17 protein-coding genes are annotated in these 17,746 nt (G+C 67.8%); 3 read left to right on the plus strand and 14 right to left on the minus strand.

Features of this window, described 5'->3' with window-relative positions; all coding sequences use genetic code 11:
- Positions 1 to 66: 66 nt before the first annotated feature.
- On the plus strand, positions 67 to 1,836 hold the full coding sequence (locus N6C22_RS05785; protein ID WP_261650066.1) for an alkaline phosphatase: 1,770 nt from the start codon (positions 67 to 69) through the stop codon (positions 1,834 to 1,836).
- Between the two features lie 6 nt (positions 1,837 to 1,842).
- Here the strand turns inward: N6C22_RS05785 and N6C22_RS05790 are convergent, their stop codons facing one another.
- From N6C22_RS05790 to N6C22_RS05800, 3 genes are all read right to left on the minus strand, one after another.
- Entirely contained in the window at positions 1,843 to 2,178 is a 336-nt protein-coding gene (locus tag N6C22_RS05790; protein WP_261650068.1) for a co-chaperone YbbN, read from the minus strand.
- A 106-nt stretch (positions 2,179 to 2,284) separates the two neighbouring features.
- Complete coding sequence (locus N6C22_RS05795; RefSeq protein ID WP_261650069.1) at positions 2,285 to 3,244, minus strand: calcium/sodium antiporter; 960 nt, start codon at positions 3,242 to 3,244, stop codon at positions 2,285 to 2,287.
- Between the two features lie 28 nt (positions 3,245 to 3,272).
- Positions 3,273 to 4,298 (minus strand): alpha/beta hydrolase, encoded by a 1,026-nt coding sequence (locus N6C22_RS05800; RefSeq protein ID WP_261650071.1) that lies wholly within the window; start codon positions 4,296 to 4,298, stop codon positions 3,273 to 3,275.
- A gap of 111 nt (positions 4,299 to 4,409) precedes the next feature.
- On the opposite strand from N6C22_RS05800, the gene N6C22_RS05805 reads away from it, so the two are divergent.
- Positions 4,410 to 4,838 (plus strand): universal stress protein, encoded by a 429-nt coding sequence (locus tag N6C22_RS05805; protein ID WP_261650075.1) that lies wholly within the window; start codon positions 4,410 to 4,412, stop codon positions 4,836 to 4,838.
- A gap of 18 nt (positions 4,839 to 4,856) precedes the next feature.
- Here the strand turns inward: N6C22_RS05805 and N6C22_RS05810 are convergent, their stop codons facing one another.
- Entirely contained in the window at positions 4,857 to 5,918 is a 1,062-nt protein-coding gene (locus N6C22_RS05810; protein WP_261650076.1) for a zinc-dependent alcohol dehydrogenase family protein, read from the minus strand.
- A gap of 62 nt (positions 5,919 to 5,980) precedes the next feature.
- Positions 5,981 to 6,874: a ribonucleotide-diphosphate reductase subunit beta gene (locus N6C22_RS05815; protein WP_261650077.1), complete on the minus strand. Its 894-nt coding sequence runs from the start codon at positions 6,872 to 6,874 to the stop codon at positions 5,981 to 5,983.
- Between the two features lie 106 nt (positions 6,875 to 6,980).
- On the opposite strand from N6C22_RS05815, the gene N6C22_RS05820 reads away from it, so the two are divergent.
- Positions 6,981 to 8,726: a DNA mismatch repair protein gene (locus tag N6C22_RS05820; RefSeq protein ID WP_261650078.1), complete on the plus strand. Its 1,746-nt coding sequence runs from the start codon at positions 6,981 to 6,983 to the stop codon at positions 8,724 to 8,726.
- Here the strand turns inward: N6C22_RS05820 and N6C22_RS05825 are convergent.
- The 9 genes from N6C22_RS05825 to rtcA all read right to left on the minus strand — a co-directional run bounded on the left by N6C22_RS05825 (position 8,723) and on the right by rtcA (position 17,684).
- Positions 8,723 to 8,959, minus strand: a complete 237-nt coding sequence (locus N6C22_RS05825; RefSeq protein WP_261650079.1) for a hypothetical protein — start codon at positions 8,957 to 8,959, stop codon at positions 8,723 to 8,725. The two genes, N6C22_RS05820 and N6C22_RS05825, sit on opposite strands and share 4 nt — an antisense overlap.
- Positions 8,960 to 9,116: 157 nt before the next feature.
- Complete coding sequence (locus tag N6C22_RS05830; protein ID WP_261650080.1) at positions 9,117 to 9,587, minus strand: Hsp20/alpha crystallin family protein; 471 nt, start codon at positions 9,585 to 9,587, stop codon at positions 9,117 to 9,119.
- A 219-nt stretch (positions 9,588 to 9,806) separates the two neighbouring features.
- The gene (locus tag N6C22_RS05835; RefSeq protein WP_261650082.1) at positions 9,807 to 10,607 is read right to left on the minus strand and encodes an Hsp20/alpha crystallin family protein; all 801 of its coding nucleotides are present in this window, start codon (positions 10,605 to 10,607) and stop codon (positions 9,807 to 9,809) included.
- 223 nt (positions 10,608 to 10,830) lie between these two features.
- The gene (locus N6C22_RS05840; RefSeq protein ID WP_261650083.1) at positions 10,831 to 12,135 is read right to left on the minus strand and encodes an Hsp20/alpha crystallin family protein; all 1,305 of its coding nucleotides are present in this window, start codon (positions 12,133 to 12,135) and stop codon (positions 10,831 to 10,833) included.
- A gap of 107 nt (positions 12,136 to 12,242) precedes the next feature.
- Positions 12,243 to 13,640: an NAD(P)/FAD-dependent oxidoreductase gene (locus N6C22_RS05845; protein WP_261650084.1), complete on the minus strand. Its 1,398-nt coding sequence runs from the start codon at positions 13,638 to 13,640 to the stop codon at positions 12,243 to 12,245.
- A gap of 58 nt (positions 13,641 to 13,698) precedes the next feature.
- Positions 13,699 to 14,178: a universal stress protein gene (locus N6C22_RS05850; RefSeq protein WP_261650085.1), complete on the minus strand. Its 480-nt coding sequence runs from the start codon at positions 14,176 to 14,178 to the stop codon at positions 13,699 to 13,701.
- Positions 14,179 to 14,267: 89 nt separating this feature from the next.
- Positions 14,268 to 15,509 (minus strand): hypothetical protein, encoded by a 1,242-nt coding sequence (locus tag N6C22_RS05855; RefSeq protein ID WP_261650086.1) that lies wholly within the window; start codon positions 15,507 to 15,509, stop codon positions 14,268 to 14,270.
- Between the two features lie 123 nt (positions 15,510 to 15,632).
- Positions 15,633 to 16,589 carry a bifunctional 2-dehydro-3-deoxygluconokinase/2-dehydro-3-deoxygalactonokinase gene (kdgK1, locus tag N6C22_RS05860; RefSeq protein ID WP_261650088.1) on the minus strand — a complete coding sequence of 319 codons (957 nt, stop codon included), beginning with the start codon at positions 16,587 to 16,589 and terminating at the stop codon, positions 15,633 to 15,635.
- An 84-nt stretch (positions 16,590 to 16,673) separates the two neighbouring features.
- On the minus strand, positions 16,674 to 17,684 hold the full coding sequence (rtcA, locus tag N6C22_RS05865; RefSeq protein ID WP_261650089.1) for an RNA 3'-terminal phosphate cyclase: 1,011 nt from the start codon (positions 17,682 to 17,684) through the stop codon (positions 16,674 to 16,676).
- Positions 17,685 to 17,746 lie beyond the last annotated feature (62 nt).

Genomic DNA, 17,746 nt, shown 5'->3' on the forward strand with positions numbered 1-17,746 from the left:
CCGTTCTCTCCCCATCGCCGTGAGTGCTCGTCCACGATTTACCCGACCGGTGCGTACTCACAGACGATGGCAGATATCCCACGACGGGACCGCCGACCCACCGGAGTGTCGCGTCGTGCCGTGCTCAGGGCGGCGACGGCGACGAGCGCGGCGGCTGTTCTGGCGACACTCGTCCAGAGCGGGGCGGCTGCGACGCCCGTCGACCCGGAGCCGACGACGCGAGCCGACCGGGGCGACGTGTTCAGTGTGGACCGCGAGGGCGTCGAGGGGGTGTTCCCGCAGTCGGTCGCCAGCGGCGGCCCGACGCCGAATGGCGTGCTCTGCTGGACGCGAATCGCCCCCGATGCCTACGACCCGGCGACCGACCTCGGCGTGGAGGTGGCGGCGGACGAATCGTTCGCGGACGTGGTCTTCCGCGGGGTCGTCCCGGCTGAGACGGTGAGCCCCGACGACGATTACTGCGTGACGGTCGACCTCGATGGCCTGCTGGCGGCGGACCGCCACTACTGCTTCCGGTTCGTCTACCGTGGAGACGCGAGTCGAGTCGGCCGCTGTCGGACGCTTCCGCCCCCGGAGGCCTCGCCCGACCGGCTCGCCCTGGGTGTCCTCTCGTGCAACAACTACCGCCACGGCTACTTCGGGGCGCTCGCCCACGTCGCCTCGGAGGACCTCGATTATCTGCTTCACCTCGGCGATTTCATCTACGAGTACGGTGGTGAGACCGACGTCCCCGGGCGCGACATCCAGTTGCCCAGCGGGCACGACCTGGCGTGGACCCTCGCGGACTTCCGCCACCTCCACCGGACCTACCGGTCCGACCCGTTCATGCAGCGGGCGCTGGAGCGCCACACCCTCCTGCACGTCTGGGACGACCACGAGATAGTCAACGACCGCTGGTGGAACGCCGAGACGGACGCGCCGGAGACGACGGACCACCCGATGGGTGGCGACCCCGAGTTCATGCGACGGCTGTACGTCGAGGGGCTCACGGCGATGACGGAGTACGTCCCGTCGCGGATTCTCCAGCCGGATGGTCGCGTCGCTACCGACCGAATCCGCGAGGAAGTCCGTCTCTACCGGTCGCTCCGCTTCGGCGACCTCGCGACCCTGTTCCTCACCGACGAGCGCCTGTACCGGTCACCGCCGCCGGTCGAGGAGACCGAGGACGGCCGGCCCGACGGCACGCCCCTGTGGGGACCGGGAACCGCGGGTGACCCGACCAGAACGATGCTCGGGGCAGCCCAGCGTCGCTGGCTGGTCGACGGCGTGACCAAGTCCGAGGCGACGTGGAAACTCTGGGGGAACGAGGTGTTGCTATCGCCGCTCTCGTTCGGGAAGTCCGGGTCGTCGCGACGCAACTACGACGCCTGGGACGGGTTCCGGTTCGAGCGACGGTACCTCCTGGGCGAGTTCGCCCGTGCGGGGGTGCGGAACCTCGTGACGCTCACCGGCGACATGCACTCCTATCTCGTGGGATACCTGCTGGACACTTCCGACGGGGTCGACTCGCCGGCGGCCCTGCCACCACCGGAAGAACGGGTCGGCGTCGAGTTCATGACGCCCGCGGTGTCGAGTGACAACCTCGCCGCGCTGGGTGCGATTCCGGCGAGCCTGGGCGAACGGCTCGCCGACCACGTGGTCCGCGCACAGAACCCGCACCTCGCCTGGTTCAACAGCAGTCGCTGGGGATACACCACACTGGAACTCACACCCGAGGACTGCGTCTGGACCGCCTGGGGTGTGGATAGAGCGGAGAACTCGGCCGACGCGGAGAAGACGCTGTTACGGCGGTTCCGCGTGCCGGAGGGGCGGGTCGAACTGGAGCGACTCGACTGACTCGCCCTATTCGCCGGCGTTCGTCTCCACGAAGTCGACGACCTCGTCGGTCGGGACGAACCCGTCGGCGAGACTCGCGACCGGTTCGCCGTCGCGGAACAGGACGAGCGTCGGGACGCTCCGGATATCGAACTCGTCCATGAGCGAGAGGTCGTCGCCGGGGTTGACCATGGCGACGGTCGCGTCGGTGACGCGGGCGACGTTGCCGAGGATGGGCTCCATCGACTGGCACTTGCCACAGCCCTTCGTGTAGAACTCGACGAGGACGAGGGGTTCCGTCGAGACGAGGTCGTCGAGTTCGTCGCCGCCTGTCAGGCGAACCGGGCGCTGGTGTTGGCTCATGTCCCCCGGTATGCCGCCGACGCTTTTAGGAGCACGGCTGGTTGGCGCGGGCTGCGCCAGACTGGCGAGTGTTCTCAGCCGACAGTGTGTCGGTCCGCGGGCTCACTCACCCGGCGAGGAACCCGACGATCCAGTTGACCGCCCCGACGCCGACGAGCAACCCGCCCTCCCAGCGGGCGAGTTCCTCCTCGGTCGTGAGCAGCGCGACGACGACGAGACAGAGCACGAACAGTGCCAGGGTGCTCGGGTAGGCCTCGGGGCCGACGCTGAGGGGGGAGATGACGCTCGCGAGCCCGAGCACGCCGAGCAGGTTGAACACCGAACTCCCGATGAGGTTCCCGGCGGAGAGGCCGGCACTGCCCCGGCGCGCCGCGATGAGCGACGTGGCGAACTCGGGCGCGGAGGTCCCGGCGGCGACGACCGTCGCCCCGATGACCCAGTCCGAGATGCCCAGCCCTCTCGCGATACCGACGGCCCCGTCGACGAGCAGGTGGCCACCGATGACGACGGCGGCGAGGCCGACGAGGAGCTTTGGAACGTCGAGGAGTTCGAACCCGCTCACGTCGGCGAGGTCGTCGTCCTCGCTGACCGCCGCCGGCATCGACTCCCGCGAACTCAGCGTCACCAGCAGCGAGAGGTACGCCAGCAGGCCCAGAAAGAGGATGCTCCCCTCGATGCGGTCGAGCTGCCCGTCGACGAGGAACGCCGTCGTCGCGATGACCGCGACCAGCAGTGCCGAGCCGTCACGCTGGACGAGGTCGTACGACACCGGGAGCGCGCCCGCCAGGGCGACGCCGCCGAGGACGAACCCGAGGTTGAACACGTTCGAGCCGACGACGTTGGCGACGGAGACGTCCGCATTTCCAGTGAGCGCGGCGTCGATCGTCACCACGAACTCGGGCGCGGAGGTGCCGAAGGCGACGACCGTCAGGCCGATGACGAGCGTCGGGATACCGAGCCGCCAGGCGATTCGGACCGCCGACTCGACGAGGACGACCGCGCCGAACCAGAGGCCCGCAGCCCCGGCGATGATGAACACCAGGTCCGTGAGGGTGGCGGAGACCATTCTGTCTCTCTCCACTCACGTCCGCGGGTTAACGCTTCTCGTCGCGGAGGGTGCCGCCGGAGCGATGTTCCCGGATGGCAGCGCAGACGTCGTCCCACGCGCTGGCCGCGGCGGGGACCGACTCGGCCAGCGAGAGGAACCCGTGGCACATCCCGGGGTGGTGCTGGTCGGCGACCGGAACGCCAGCGGCTGCGAGCGCCCGGGCGTACGCCAGTCCCTCGTCGCGGAGCGGGTCGACGCCCCCTGTGACGACCACTGCGGGCGGGAGGTCGCCGAGGTCGGTCGCGTCGAATGGTGAGAGGTCGGAAGGGAGGTCCGACCTGTCGAGCACGTCGGGCGTGCGCTCGCCGACCTGCTCGGCTGCTGTCGCTGCCGTCTCCTCGTCCGCCCCCAGGTACAGCGCCCAGAACCAGGCGAGGTCGCGCCGGGTCAACAGGGGGCCGTCCGCGTGCTCGACGTGCGAGTCCCGGTCACAGGCCGGGTCGAGCATCGGGTAGAACAGCGCCTGGAAGGCGAGCTCGGCGGTGGACTCCCCAGGTGTGGCGTTCTCCTGGCGGCGGCGGGCCGCCCCGACGACGAGGCTCGCGCCCGCGCTCGACCCGGCCACGCCGAGCCGGGTCGGGTCGACACCGAGGTCGGACGCGTTCGCGAACACCCAGTCCAGTACCGCGTCCACGTCGTCGAGCGCGGCCGGGAACCGGTGTTCGGGTGCGAGTCGGTAGTCGACGCTCACCACGACGCTGCCGGTCTCCGTGGCGAGTCGCCTGGCGAGGTCGTCGGCCGAGTCCAGGGTCCCGAGCACGAAGCCGCCGCCGTGGGCGAACACGATGCCCGGAGCGGGTGTCGAAACCGGGGCAGGGCGGTACACCCTGACGGGGACTTCGTGGTCGTCGACCGGGACCAGCAGGTCCTCAGAGTCGGTCTGGGGCCCCGCGTCGCTCCCGAACAGCTCGTCTTCGACACGCCTCGCCTCGTCGACGCCGAGTTCGTGCCACTCGGGGAGGGCACCCATGTCCTCGATGACGGCCGCGAGTGTCGGGTCGAGTGCGTCCACTGTCTGGCCGCAGAGACGTTCGACCCCGGCTTGAAAGCTATTGTTCCGCTGTTCTCATCGGCTGGGAACCAGCAGGTGGGTAGTCGGTCACGGCGTGCGTCTCTCCACACGATGTACGACGATATCCTCATCCCGACCGACGGCAAGGACGGTTCCACGGTCGCCATCGAACACGGTGTCGACCTCGCAGCACGCCACGACGCCCGGGTGCATGGGCTCTACGTCGTCGACGAAGACGTCTTCGAGCACTACGCCGCGATGGACGCCATCGAGAACGCGGAGGCGGCACTGGCCGACCTCGGCGAGGACGCCCTCTACCAGCTCGCCGCGGCGGCCGACCGCGAGAACCTCGACGTGGAGACGGTCGAGGTCCGGGGCAAACCCCACGAGGCGATCCTCGACTACGCCACCGACCACGACATCGACTGCATCGTCATGGGCGAAGGCCAACACACCGAGGAGTACCGTCGCCTGCTCGGCTCCTGTACGGAGCGCGTGGTGCGACTCAGCGACGTGCCGGTGCTCGTCGTGAAAGCCTGATCCTCGAACCGACCGCCGTCAGAACTCGCTGACGACGGGAATCCCGACCGTGTCGTAGCTGTCCATCTTCTGGAGTGTCTCGGGCACCTCGTCCAGCGAGAGCTCCTCGCTGACGATGCGCCCGGGCTCTAACTTCCCTGCGGCCACCATCCGGAATATCTCGCCGTAGTCTGTCGGCGGCATGCCGAAGGAGGCGAGGAAGTCGACCTCCTGCATCACCATCGCGTCCGAGGGAATCGACAGCTGGCCCTGCTCGTTGCCGGTGGTCAGGCCGATCTGGACGTGCTGGCCGCGCCGCCCCAGCGAGCCGATGGCGTTCTGGCACGTCTCGGGGATGCCGAGCGCGTCGATGGAGACGTCACAGCCACCCCCGGCGAGCGCCTTCACGTCGCCCGCCACCCGGTCGGAGTCGGCCGCGTTCAGCGTCTCCGCCGCGCCCAACTCACGGGCCGCCTCGAGCTTGTCCTCGCGGATGTCGACCGCGACGACGTTCGCGCCCAGCGCGTCCGCGATGTGGACCGCAGAGAGGCCGACCCCGCCACAGCCGTGGACTGCCACCCAGTCGCCGGGCGCGAGGTCGGCGCGGTGGGCCAGGCCGTGGAACGCGGTCATGAACCGGCAGCCGAGACCAGCCATATCGACGAAGTCCACGTCGTCGGGCAGCCGGGCGAGGTTCACGTCCGCTTTCCGGACCGGGAACGCTTCGGCGAACGCGCCGGGGGCGACGCCGGTGAACCCGAGGGGGAGGACGGTCTCGCAGACGTTGGCGTGGCCGGTCCGGCACTGGTGGCAGGTGCCGTCGGCGAGGTGGAACGGGACCGCGACGCGGTCGCCCTCGCGGAAGTTCTCCACTTCCGCGCCGACCTCGGCGACGACGCCCGCGGGCTCGTGGCCGAGGACCTGTCCGGTGGGGGCCTGCGCACCGACCCAGCCCCAGTCGCCCTGCCAGGCGTGCCAGTCGCTCCGGCAGACGCCACAGGCCTCCGTCTCGACGACCACCTGCTCGGGCGTCGGTTCGGGGTAGTCGACCTCCTGTATCTCCAGGGGTTCGCCGTACTCGGTGAGGACTGCTGCTCGCATGAGAAAGAGTGTCACATGGTGGTGGCAAGAATCCACGCCCTGACGACCGCGACCGTCACTGCTTACTCGTCGATGCGGACCAGTTCGGAGACGTCCGGAATCTCCGCCGACTCACTCGTTATCTGGCTCATCCGTTCCGAATGCTTCTCGGCGGCGTAGGCTGCCAGCCCGGTGGGACCAACGCCGGGCCCGTCCTCGCGGGCAGCGCCCGAGACCACCTGCTGGGTGAGCATCGCGAGTTCGGTCGTCAGGTCGTAGAGGTCCTGTGGGTCCACCTCGTCGGCCTCGACGAGTTCTTTGAGTTTCGCCATCCCGAAGCCGACGTGGCGGCCCTCGTCGGAGCGTATCTTCGAGAACCCCTCGACCAGCCCGGGGAGTTCGGGGACGCCCGGAGTTGTCCCGTCGAAAGAGTTCTGGACGCCGTAGTAGCCGGTCTGGGCGAGGATGCCCTCGATGGTCAGGTGGTAGTGGCAGTACGCCTCGGCACGGGTCCGGGGTGTGTCCTCCTCCAGCAACCGGTGCATCGCCCGGTCGTTGCGCTCGAACAGTTCGACGTAGGCGTCGTTGTACCAGTCGAGGTCGCGCGGGTCCGAGCGAGCCTGCCCACGGCGGTCCTCCTCGGGATGGATGACTTCGGTCCAGTACCGGTGGAAGAAGTCGGCGTGTTTGGCCTCCTCGTAGAGCTGTGTCGTCACGAACAGCTGGTCGTTCACGTCCCCCAGCACCACTCCGAGCGGTGAGAGGTCTTCAGTCACGGCCTCTTCGCCCGCCCCGAACAGCGCCAGCGTCCCGCGAAGCTGGGTGAACGTCGCGTCGTCGAGTTGCTGGATGTTCTCGGTGTCGGGGGCGAGGTCGATGTCGCCGGGGTCCCAGTGTCGCTCGACCGCGTTGCGGTAGTACCGGTACGAGCGACTCTCGGGGTCGATGTGGCCGTCCGGATCGAACGCCGTGGTCATGGTTGCAGCTTCGCGGCCCACAGAAAAAATCTTACCGCCGTTTGGAGTGGTTCAGGTGCAGGGAACATCCGCGCCCTTCATTGCGGACCGGTCCGTGGCGGCGCACATGCGACTGGACGACTACTGGGGTGTTGGGCCGAAGACCCGGGAGCTGCTCGCCGACGAACTCGGCGAGGAGCGGGCGATCCGGGCCATCGAATCGGCCGACGTGCGGACGCTCACGCAGGCGGGGCTCTCGCGCGGGCGGGCCACCCGAATCCTTCGGCGGGCGACCGGTGGGGCCGGGATGGACGTGCTCGCGACGAGCGACGCGCGCTCGGTCTACAAGGACCTCATCGACCTGGCGAGCAAGCACGCCGTCACCGAGGGCGCGGCCGACAGCATCCGCGTGCTGACGCCGCTGGCCTCGCAGGAGGCGATGGAGTCCCGACTCGAAGACGTGACGACCGCGCAGGCGTCGTGGGAGCGCATCGCCGAGGCCGACCGGGAAGCCGTCCTCGCGGCGTTCGAGCGCTACGACGAGGCCGGCGGCGGGGAGAAGCCCGCGGTCGAGGCCGCGATGGCGCTGCTCGACGCGGGCGTCACCGACGGGGTGTTCGAACCGCTTGCCGAACTGGACCGCGAGGCGCTCGCGGACGCGAAGGAGGCACTCGGCGCGCTCACGGACGGGCGAGTCGCCGCGGGGGCTGACGACCGGCTCGACCGGATCCGCGACGCGCAGGCCGCGGTCGACACGATGGAGGCCAACGCGGAATCGGTCATCCAGCGGGTCCGCGACGGCGGCGCGCGCACGACCGACGAGTTCAGCGAGGCGTTCGTCGACCACGTTCGCGAGGAGGCCCAGGTCGACCCCGAGCGCGTTCGCGACGCGGTGCCCGAGGACGCCAGGGACGTGACCGACTTCGTGAGCAGCACTCTCCGAAACCTCTCCTCGTCGCTGCGCGAGGCTGCCGACGAGCGCGAGCGCGAGGTTCGGGTGGACCTCCAGCACGCCATCAGCGACGCCCGCGACGACGTGGACCGGGCGGTCGCGGCGGTCGACGACATCGCGCTCGACCTCTCGCTGGCGCGGTTCGCGACCGAGTTCGACCTCGTGGAGCCGACGTTCGTCGAGGGCGAGGCCGCGGTCGCCATCGAGGGCGCGCGCAACCTCGACCTCGTGGGGCGTGGTGAGGACGTCCAGCCCATCCGGTACGCGCTCGGGCCACACTCGCTCGGGTCGCCGCCGGCCGACCAGCGCGTCGCGGTCGTCACCGGGGCGAACTCGGGTGGGAAGACGACGCTGCTCGAGACGGTCTGCCAGGTCGTCCTGCTGGCGCACATGGGCCTGCCCGTCCCGGCCGAGCGCGCCGAGGTCGCGCTGTTCGACGACGTGGTGTTCCACCGCCGCCACGCCAGCTTCAACGCGGGCGTGCTCGAATCGACCCTGAAGTCGGTGGTGCCGCCGCTGACCGGCGACGGCCGGACGCTGATGCTCGTCGACGAGTTCGAGGCAATCACCGAACCGGGCAGTGCCGCCGACTTGCTCCACGGACTGGTCACGCTGACGGTCGACCGCGACGCGCTGGGCGCGTTCGTCACCCATCTCGCGGACGACCTCGAACCGCTGCCGCCGGAGGCGCGGGTCGACGGTATCTTCGCGGAAGGGCTCACCGCCGACCTGGAACTCGAGGTCGACTACCAGCCACGCTTCGGCGAACTGGGCAAGTCCACGCCGGAGTTCATCGTCTCGCGACTGGTCGCCAACGCGAAGGACCGGGTCGAACGCACCGGGTTCGAGACGCTGGCCGCCGCTGTGGGGGACGAGTTAGTGCAGAAAACGCTGGCCGACGCCGAGTGGGCGCAGGATTAGACCTTCCGGTTGCTCGGAACCACGCGCTCGTCCTGTCCGGCCGCCGCGATGCGCCCGCTGAGACCCCAGCCGAACAGCAGGATGCCGGCGATGAACACGCCGGTCGCGACCAGGATGTACTGCAACGACGGTGTCGCGTAGCCGAAGAACGGTCCTTTCGCGACGTACCAGCCGGAGCTAACTGTCACGAGCAGTCCCACCAATTCGAGGATAGTCCCCAGTATCCTTCCCATACAACAGTGTTCAAACGGCCATAAGGTTAAAGTTACTTGAAAAACTCGTCGCGGGGGATAATGAAAATTAAACTGAATAGTTACGAAAACGAACGGTTATTTCAACGGCGCATGCACGTGGACACGTCGTCAGACGCGTCGGTCGCGGCGACTCGACTTACTGGATGTCGATGCTGCGGCCCGATTCCTCGTCCATCTGCGCGAAGGGCATGTGGACCTCGAGGACACCGTTGCGGTACGATGCGGTGATCTCGTCGGCGAGGATCTCACGGGGGATGCGGACGGACTCGCTCACGCGGCGCGAGCGGCGCATCCAGACGTTCTCGGCGGACTCGTCCTCTTCGCGCTCGGCGGTGATGCGGAGCATGCCGTCGTCGTAGGTGCACGAGATGTCGGACTTCTCGAAGCCGGGGATGTCCATGACGAAGACGTACATCGTGTCCTCCTCGGTGAGCATCATGCCGGACTGCTCGAAGCTGCGACCGCCGAAGCTGGGTCGGCTCATGAAGTCACCGCGTCGGGACTCGAGTTCGGGTGTCATGCCGGTCCAGTTGCGGCGCATCTGGTCGAACATGCGGTCCATCTGCTCGAACATCGAGTTCATGTCGTCGAATCTCTTGAAGCTCATAGTACTCACCCATTGTACCACGCATAAGGATATAAACATATGTGGATAGTTGTTAGCACGCTTCTTTCCCGTACAAACTCAGAGAACGCAGAATTCGTGACCGGAAACGCACGTATCTCCGTGGTGGGTGGTTCTCACCGTACCCGGGTTCCATCGCTCGGGGACCGTGACGAACACTCAGAAAAATGGCATCGGTCGGGAGTGGTCGCGGCCGCCTCCTCAGTCGCGGATGGTGATGGACTGGCCGTCACGACCCTCGCTCCCGGCGACGGGCATGCGGACCTCGAGGATGCCCCGACGGTAGGAGGCCGTGATATCGTCGACCGTGACCGGGCGCGGCAGCGGGACGCGCTCGTTCACGCGGCGCGGGCGGCGCATCCAGACGTTCTCGGCGTCCTCGCTCGCCTCGCGGTAGGCGTCGATGTAGAAGACGCCGTCCTCGTAGGTGCACTCGATGTCCGAGCGCTCGAAGCCGGGCAGCTCGCAGATGCAGACGAACTCGCCGTCGACCTCGCGGAGCTCGTAGCGACGACCCGCGTCGACGGGGTAGCCCGCGTACTCGCCGCGCTCACCGCGACCGCGGCCGCGGCCGTCGTAACGGTCGTCGTATCGGCTGTCGTCCCGCCCCTCGGGACGGTAGTCCGGGGCGTCGCGGCCGTAGTCGAACCCGCCGAAGCCCGGTCGGAACCGGAACGCCGGTGCCGGACCGAACGGGGAGAACCCGCCTCGAGCGCCACTCGGGTACTCGCCGTCGTAGCCCTCACGACCGCGATAGTCGCCGCCTCGGCGATACTCCTCACCACCCCGTCGTGGATACGACGCGTCGCGTCGGCGGTCGTCCCACTCCTCGAAGAATCGCGGCAGCTCACCTCGTCGTCCCCCGGTCGGGTCGGCCTCGCCCAGCATCCAGGGCGCGTTGGCCCGCATCACGTCGTACGTCCGTCCCATCTGGTCGTAGAACCGGTTCAGCTGGTCGTACATGTACTCCATGTCGGTGGGATTGTAGGTCGCCATAGCCATGCCAAACTTCGAAACCTAAGCGCATAGTTACAACCGTTGACTACACAAACCGTTGCAAACGGGCTAAAAAAGGCACGAAGAGGGTTGCATGTTTTATACTATAGAATTATTGTCCAATCTGTTCTGCTCCATAGCTGACGAACATGTTGCTGTTCGAAAACGCGATAGTGACCGCTCGCCGGCGGTGTCTCTCACAAAAATATCGTGTCCGGTCGGACGGGACTCAGTCGCGGATGGTGATGACCTGGCCCTTGCGGCGGTCGCGGCCGGCGACGGGCATGCGGACCTCAAGGATGCCCTTGCGGTACGACGCGGTGAAGCCCTCGACGTCGACGGGGCGCGGGACCGGAATGCGCTCGCTGACGCGGCGGGACCGGCGCATCCAGACGTTGTCGGCATCGCGGCGACCCTCGCGGGCGGCGTCGATGTAGAAGACGCCATCCTCGTAGGTGCACTCGATGTCTGATCGCTCGAAGCCGGGCAGCTCGCAGATGCAGACGAACTCGCCGTCGACCTCGCGGAGCTCGTAGCGGCGGCCCATCTCGACGGCCGAGTCGCTGTAGTCCATCATCTCACGGCCACGCATGTACTCGCCCTCGGGGCGGTAGTCGGCCTCGGCACGGCGGTAGTCGCCGCGGAACTCGTTGCGGCGGCCGCGGTAGTCACTGCGGTAGTCGCCACGGGGGTAGTACTCGCTGTACGGGTAGCTCATGCCCCGGAACCCGTCGCGCGGGTAGGTGTAGTCGCCGCGGGGGTAGTACTCACCGCGGTAGTCGCTGCGGTAGTCACCACTGTAGTCGTCGCCGCGGGAGTAGTCCATGCCACGGTAGTCGGCGCGCGGGTAGTACTCACCGCGGTAGTCGCCTCGGTACTCGCTGCGGCGGCCTCGCGGGTAGTACTCACCGCGGTAGTCGCCGCGCGGGTAGTCCATGCCGCGGTACTCGCCACGGTAGTCGTCGCCGCGGAACTCGCTGCGGCGGCCTCGCGGGTAGTACTCGCTGCGGTAGTCGCCGCGCGGGTAGTCCATGCCACGGGAGTCGGCGCGGTAGTCGCTGCGGTAGTCGGCGCGGTAGTCGCTGCGGTAGTCGGCGCCACGGTACTCGCTGCGGTAGTCGCCGCGCGGGTAGTAGTCCATACCACGGGAGTCGGCGCGGTAGTCGCCGCGCGGGTAGTAGTCCATGCCGCGGTATTCGCTGCGGTAGTCGCCGCGCGGGTAGTAGTCCATGCCACGGTAGTCGGCGCGTGGGTAGTACTCGCTACGTGCTCCGTACCGGTAGTCACCGCGTTCGGACTCGTATCCTGGGCGCGAGCCCTCGTAGGATCGTCGCGGATAGGACTCGCCCGTCCGTCGGCTGTCCCATTCCTCGAAGAAGCGGGGCATGTCGTCGGCCCGTCGGCGGTCACCGGCGGGGGCGTAGTCGCGGCCGTAGTCGGGACGCATCGCGTCGTATGTGCGGCCCATTCGGTCGCTGAAGCGGTTCATCTGATCGTACATGAAGTCCATGTCGGACGGAGTGTAGGTCGCCATGGGTACCCCAACGTACGAACCATAAGAAGATAAATACATCTGTGAACTGTGTAAACCGCAGACACAGTGCTCGAAAATGGCTGTTCTTGGGATATCAGGTAGTTGTTTTATAACTTATTTGTAGCATCTCGGAACAGGCCGTCGAGTATCTCCGGCGTGGTCGGGTGGTACGCGCGGTCGGGAAGCTCTCGCACGTCGAGTTCCATCTCGACCGCGAGCTGGAGCGTCTTCGCCATCACGTCCGCGTGGTAGTGCAGCCCCTGGTAGCCGAGGACGGTCCCGTCGTTCGCGTCGACCACGAGGGAGGCCAGCCCCTCGGGCACGTCCTTCGTCTTGAACACGCCGTCGTCGCTGGCCTCGCGCGAGACGTGGATGTAGTCCAGTCCCGCCTCCTCGGCGGAGAACTTCGAGTGGCCGACACGGGCGAACGGGTAGACGCCGAGGCCGGAGAAGATGACGTGGTGGTGGACGTTCTCGTACTCGGTGAGGTCGTCCCCGCGGGCGTGTGCGAGGATGTTGTCCGCGGCGGTGAACCCCTGCTCCTTGGCGACGTGGAGGATGGGCTCTTTCCCGTTCACGTCACCGACGACGAAGACGTGGTCGTCCTCGCGCGCCTGCATGGTGTCGCGGACCCAGCCCGCCTCGGGGTCGAGGCTCGTCGCGTCCAGGCCGAGGCGGTCGAGGTTCGGTCGGCGGCCGGTGAACAGGAACAGTTCGTCGGCCTCGACGACGGTCTCCTCGCCGTCCTCCTCGAGGTACAGTCGGACGCCGCCGTCGTCGGTCTGTTCGATGCGCTTCTCGTAGGCGTGGCGGCGCACGTCGATGTCCCAGTGCTCCTCGTAGATGTCGAGCGCGGCGTCGCCGAAGGGGGCGTCCGCCTCGTCGATGGGGCGCGCGTCGTGCTCGACCACGGTCAGGGAGGTGCCACCGGCCTCGGCGATGTAGGGGACGAGTTCCATCCCGATGTAGCCGAAGCCCATGACGATGCCCGAGTCCGGGAACTCGGTCGCATCGAGTATCTCCGAGCTGGTCATGAAGTCGACCGACTCCATGCCCGGCAGCTCGGGGACGTTCATGACCGAGCCGGTCGCGACCACCACGTAGTCCGGCTCGATGGTCTCGCCGCCGACCGCGAGCACCCGGTCGTCGACGAACTGGGCGGTGTCGTGGACGAACTCGACGTTCTCGCGCTCGGCCAGGTCGTGGATGGAGTCGCGGCGGTGACCGGCCCACGAGAGGGTGTGCTCGTTCTTCTGCTCGACGACGGCCTCGAGGTCGATCTCGGGCAGGTCACCCGCCAGTCGGTGGTCGTGTCGCGCCTGGAAGCGGTGTGCGCCCGCGGAGAGGACCTCTTTCGAGGGCATACAGCCACGGAGGATACAGAGGCCGCCGCCCGGCTCGCCGTCGTCGATGAGGGTCAACTCGATGCCGGGCTCGTCGGCCAGCTCGCCGGCGACCGCAGCGCCGGCACTCCCGTACGCGCCGATGATAGCGACGTGTGTCATCGGTCCGGAGTCCGATACCCACGGCAAAAGCAGTTGTCCCCGATTGCGTGCGGGATGCCTAATCGAACAGTCGGGACCGTGCCGCGACAGCGTCGATGGCACTCGGCTGTGCCTTCCGGACGATATACACGTCGTAGCGGTCGTCGGCCGCGATGGTGCTCCCGACGCTCCGGAGCGAGGACACGAGCCGGCCCGCATCGTCGCTCCCGACGAACACCAGCGAGGCGTCCAGCTCGCGGGCGAATCTACGGACCTTCGAAGCGATGGTGCCCGCTGTCGCGTACCGGTCCGTCAGGACGTACTCGAACCGTGCATCGGGAGCTAGCTCGCGGATATCGGCGCGAACCCGCCCGACGACCGCATCGATGTCGAACGACTCGTCAGCCCCGAGCCAGCCGTGCTCTCGAGCGTATCGCTGGTCCTTCGGGACCACCGTCACCACGATTACGTCCTCGTCTGTTACCTCCGCGAAGCCCTCGGCGCGGTCGAGTGCCGTCCGCGCCAGCTCCCCACCATCGTACGGTACGACGAACGTCATGACTCATGCTCTGTGGTACGGTACGATAAATCGAATTGCCGCCAGAACGGTGGCAGCGAGACGGCACTCGGAGACGACGGCCGAAGACGTCAGCGACGGAGCCGCGCGACGCCGAGCACACCCGCGAGGGCGAGGCTGGCGACCCCGACACCGAAGCCGGGCGAGCCGCTGGCTTCCGAGGAGCCACCATCGTCCGCGTCGTCGCCGGACGTGGCAGTGTCCTCGGCGGTCGTCGAGCTGTCGGCGGTGGTGTCACCGTCGGTCGCGGTCGTGCTGGTCGTGTCGGTGGTGCTGTCGCCCGCGCCGGACATCGTCACGGTCCGCGTCGAGAAGTGGTTGACCGCGACGTACACCTTCGCGTCGGCCTCCGCGCTGGCGCTGCTCGTCTGCTGGACCATGTACTTCGAGGTCGAGCCGTTGTCGGTGGCCGCGCGGAGTTCGCTGAACGCACTGGCCTTCGCGGCGGCCTCGCCGTCGACGGTGACGGAGAGGTTCTCGACGCTACCGACGGCCTCCTCGCGCACGTGAGTCACCACGACCTTGCCGTCGTGGGCCGTGCGCTCGACGGTCAGTTCGACCTCGTTCTCGGCGGTCTGTTTCGTCTCGACCGTCGTGTTCGAACCGTAGGTGACGGTGTCGACGACGGCCTCACCGCCCTGCTGGACGACGTAGACCTCGGCAGCCGCCTCACCGTCCGCGATGAGCTGGGCGGTCTGCTCTTCCTCCTCGCTCCGCTCCTCACCGGCCGAACGGAAGACCAGGCGGGCGTCCTCGTCGAGTCGGGCGGTCACGTTGCCCTCCTCGTCGACGGTGACGCGGCCGTCACCAGCGACGATGAACGAGCCCTTCGTCCCGTTCTCGGTCGTCACGGTGACGCGGCTGTCGCTCTGCTGTTCGGCGCTCGCGTCGCCCGCGAGGTCCGCGTCGACGACCTGGGCGCTGTCGTTCGCGGTCACGACGAGCGTCCCGTCGGCGTTGTCGTGCGCGGTCATACCGGCCCCGCTCTCGGTCTCGATGTTCGCCTGCGTGGTGGTCTCGGCACCGACGGAGAGACCGGCCGCCTCGATGTCGGTGACGGTCTTCAGGTCGAGGTCACCATCGAGGCCGATGCCGAGTCCCTCCTTCACCGTCGACTCGGACTGGACCGCGACGGACGAGACCATCGGCTCGCCGTCGACGGTGTAGTTCGCGACTGCGTTCGATTCCGCCTGGAACGCGACGTGTGTCCCAGTGTAGCTACTCGACTCCGGTGTCACGGGTGCGGTGGCGGCAGACGCCGGCACCGACGCGACAATCATCAGCATCGCGAACAGTACTGGTATCCGTTTCATCGCATCTGCCGGTCTTTCCCGTTGGGTAGAAAACATGAGGCCAAATCGACTAGGGTTGTCGTGTGAAGACCACACACGACTACTGGGGGGAGAACCGAAAGAGGGCGGCGGGTCGGTGGGGCGTTATCGTGATATCGCGCCGGTGTTCTCGTTGATGACGGCCTCGACCTCGCGCTTGGTGACCGTGGCCACGTCGCCCGGGATGGTCCGCTTCAGGGCGGCGGTCGCGGTCGCGTACTCGAGCGCGCGCGGCACGCTGTCCCCGGAGAGCCGACGGGCGAGGAACGCCCCGGTGAAGGAGTCACCCGAGCCGATGGCGTCGTGGGTGTCCGTCTCGAACGCCTTCTGCTCGTGGATGACGTTGTCGTTCCACGCCAGCGCGCCGTTCGCGCCGCGGGTGACGACGACGGACCTGAAGTCGAACTCGCTGGCGAGGTGGTGTGCGAGCTGGGCCGGCTGGCCGTCGTAGTCGAGCACCGTCTCGGCGTCTTTCATCCCGATGATGAGGACGTCGATGAGCTGGAACAGCTTCGTCAGCGTCTTGCGGGCCTCATCGGGCGACCAGAGCTTCGCGCGGTAGTTCACGTCGAACGCGGTCATGGTCCCCGCCTTCTTGGCGGCCTGGAGCAGGTTCGCGGTCGTCTCACGCGACGTGCTCGACAGTGCGGGCGTGATACCCGTGGTGAAGAACGCGCTCGCGTTCTGGATGCGGTCGACGTTGAACTCCTGGGCCTCGGCCTGCGAGATGACGGAGTTCGCGCGGTCGTAGACGACGTTCGTCCCGCGGGGCTTGCCCGCCTGTTCGAGGTAGTACGTGCCGACGCGGCCCTCGTCCGCCCAGACCACGTCCACGTCGATGTCGTGCTTTCGGACGCCGCTCGCGACACGTCGACCCGGCGGTGTGTCCGGGAGCTTCGACATCCAGGACGTGACCGCGCCCAGTCGCTCGGCCGCAATGGCCGTGTTCGACTCGGCACCGGCCGCGTGGACCTCCAGCGACTCGGCCATCTCGACGCGCTCTTGCCCCGGCGGCGAGAGCCGCAGCATCGTCTCTCCGAAGGTTACGAGATCGTCACTCATAGCTGGCCGCAGGGCACCCCCACAGTTTCGCTCACGTGAATCATACTCGCGTGAACGAACGGGTCGGGTATAAGTGTCCCCTCCTCAGCCGGAAAGAATTGCGCCGTCGTCGTCCAGTTCGACAGACACCTCCCGGTCGAAGGCGGCCATCACCCCGCAGTTGGTCTCGACGTGCTCCGTGACCGCGGGGATGCGGACCTCACCGCCGGCCAGTGCGAGGGGCAGGACCAGCTGGTCCGCGAGGAACTCGTCGACGGCCGCACTGCTGGCGTGGAAGTCGGTGACGGCCTCGGCGGCGGCTTTGCCGACCTCTTCGGCGGGCTTGCCCGGTTCCCCGAGCGCGTCGAAGCCCACCATCGTCTGCTCGTAGTCGAGGCGCACGCAGACTGCGGTCCCGGTGCTGGGCGAGTCGGCGGTCCGGACGACGCGCTCTCTGAGGGGCACGTCTGATTCCTCACCGAAGTCGGGCACCGCGGCCGTCGCCTGTCGGGCCGCCACGTCCGCGTTCGAGAGGTCCGCAGACTCCGTCGAATAGACACGAACACCCTGGAGGTCGCCCCGCTCGCGCAGGTGAATCGGGTCGAGCGACGAGGGCGCGAGGTGCAGGGTCGCCTCGCCGCCACCGCGGGGATAGAACCCTGGTCGGGCCTCCTCGACCGCCGCGAGCAGGCCGAACCGACGCATCGTGGGCAGTTTGACGTGCTGGTAGTACGCCATCGAGGGCGACCACTTCACGTCGGTCCCGCCGGAGACGGTCACAGAGAGGTGGCCGTCGATGGCCGTCGCGAGGGGCAGCAGCGTCTCGAACACCAGTGTGATGCTGCCGGCCGTCCCGACCGACACCTCGTAGTGGCCGGGGCGGGGTCGTTTCGGCTCGAACACCAGTTTCTCGCTGCCCTCGCCCGCGCCCTCGACGGTCGCATCACAGACCGACGCGATGGCCTCGACCCCGGCGAGGTGCTGCGGTTTCAGTCCGGGTGTCGGCCGCGAGCCCCTGATGTTCTCGATGGTGACCGGGTCCCCGGTGAGCGCCGAGAGGGTCAGCGCCGACCGGAGTATCTGGCCGCCGCCGTCCTGGCCGTCGACCTCTCTCACGGTCGTCCCCCCGTGGCTCCGCTGCCGGCCGCCGCGACGTGCCTGAACATGTATCTCTCTGG

This window comes from Haloarchaeobius sp. HME9146 (assembly GCF_025399835.1).
Classification (GTDB): Archaea; Halobacteriota; Halobacteria; order Halobacteriales; family Natrialbaceae; genus Haloarchaeobius.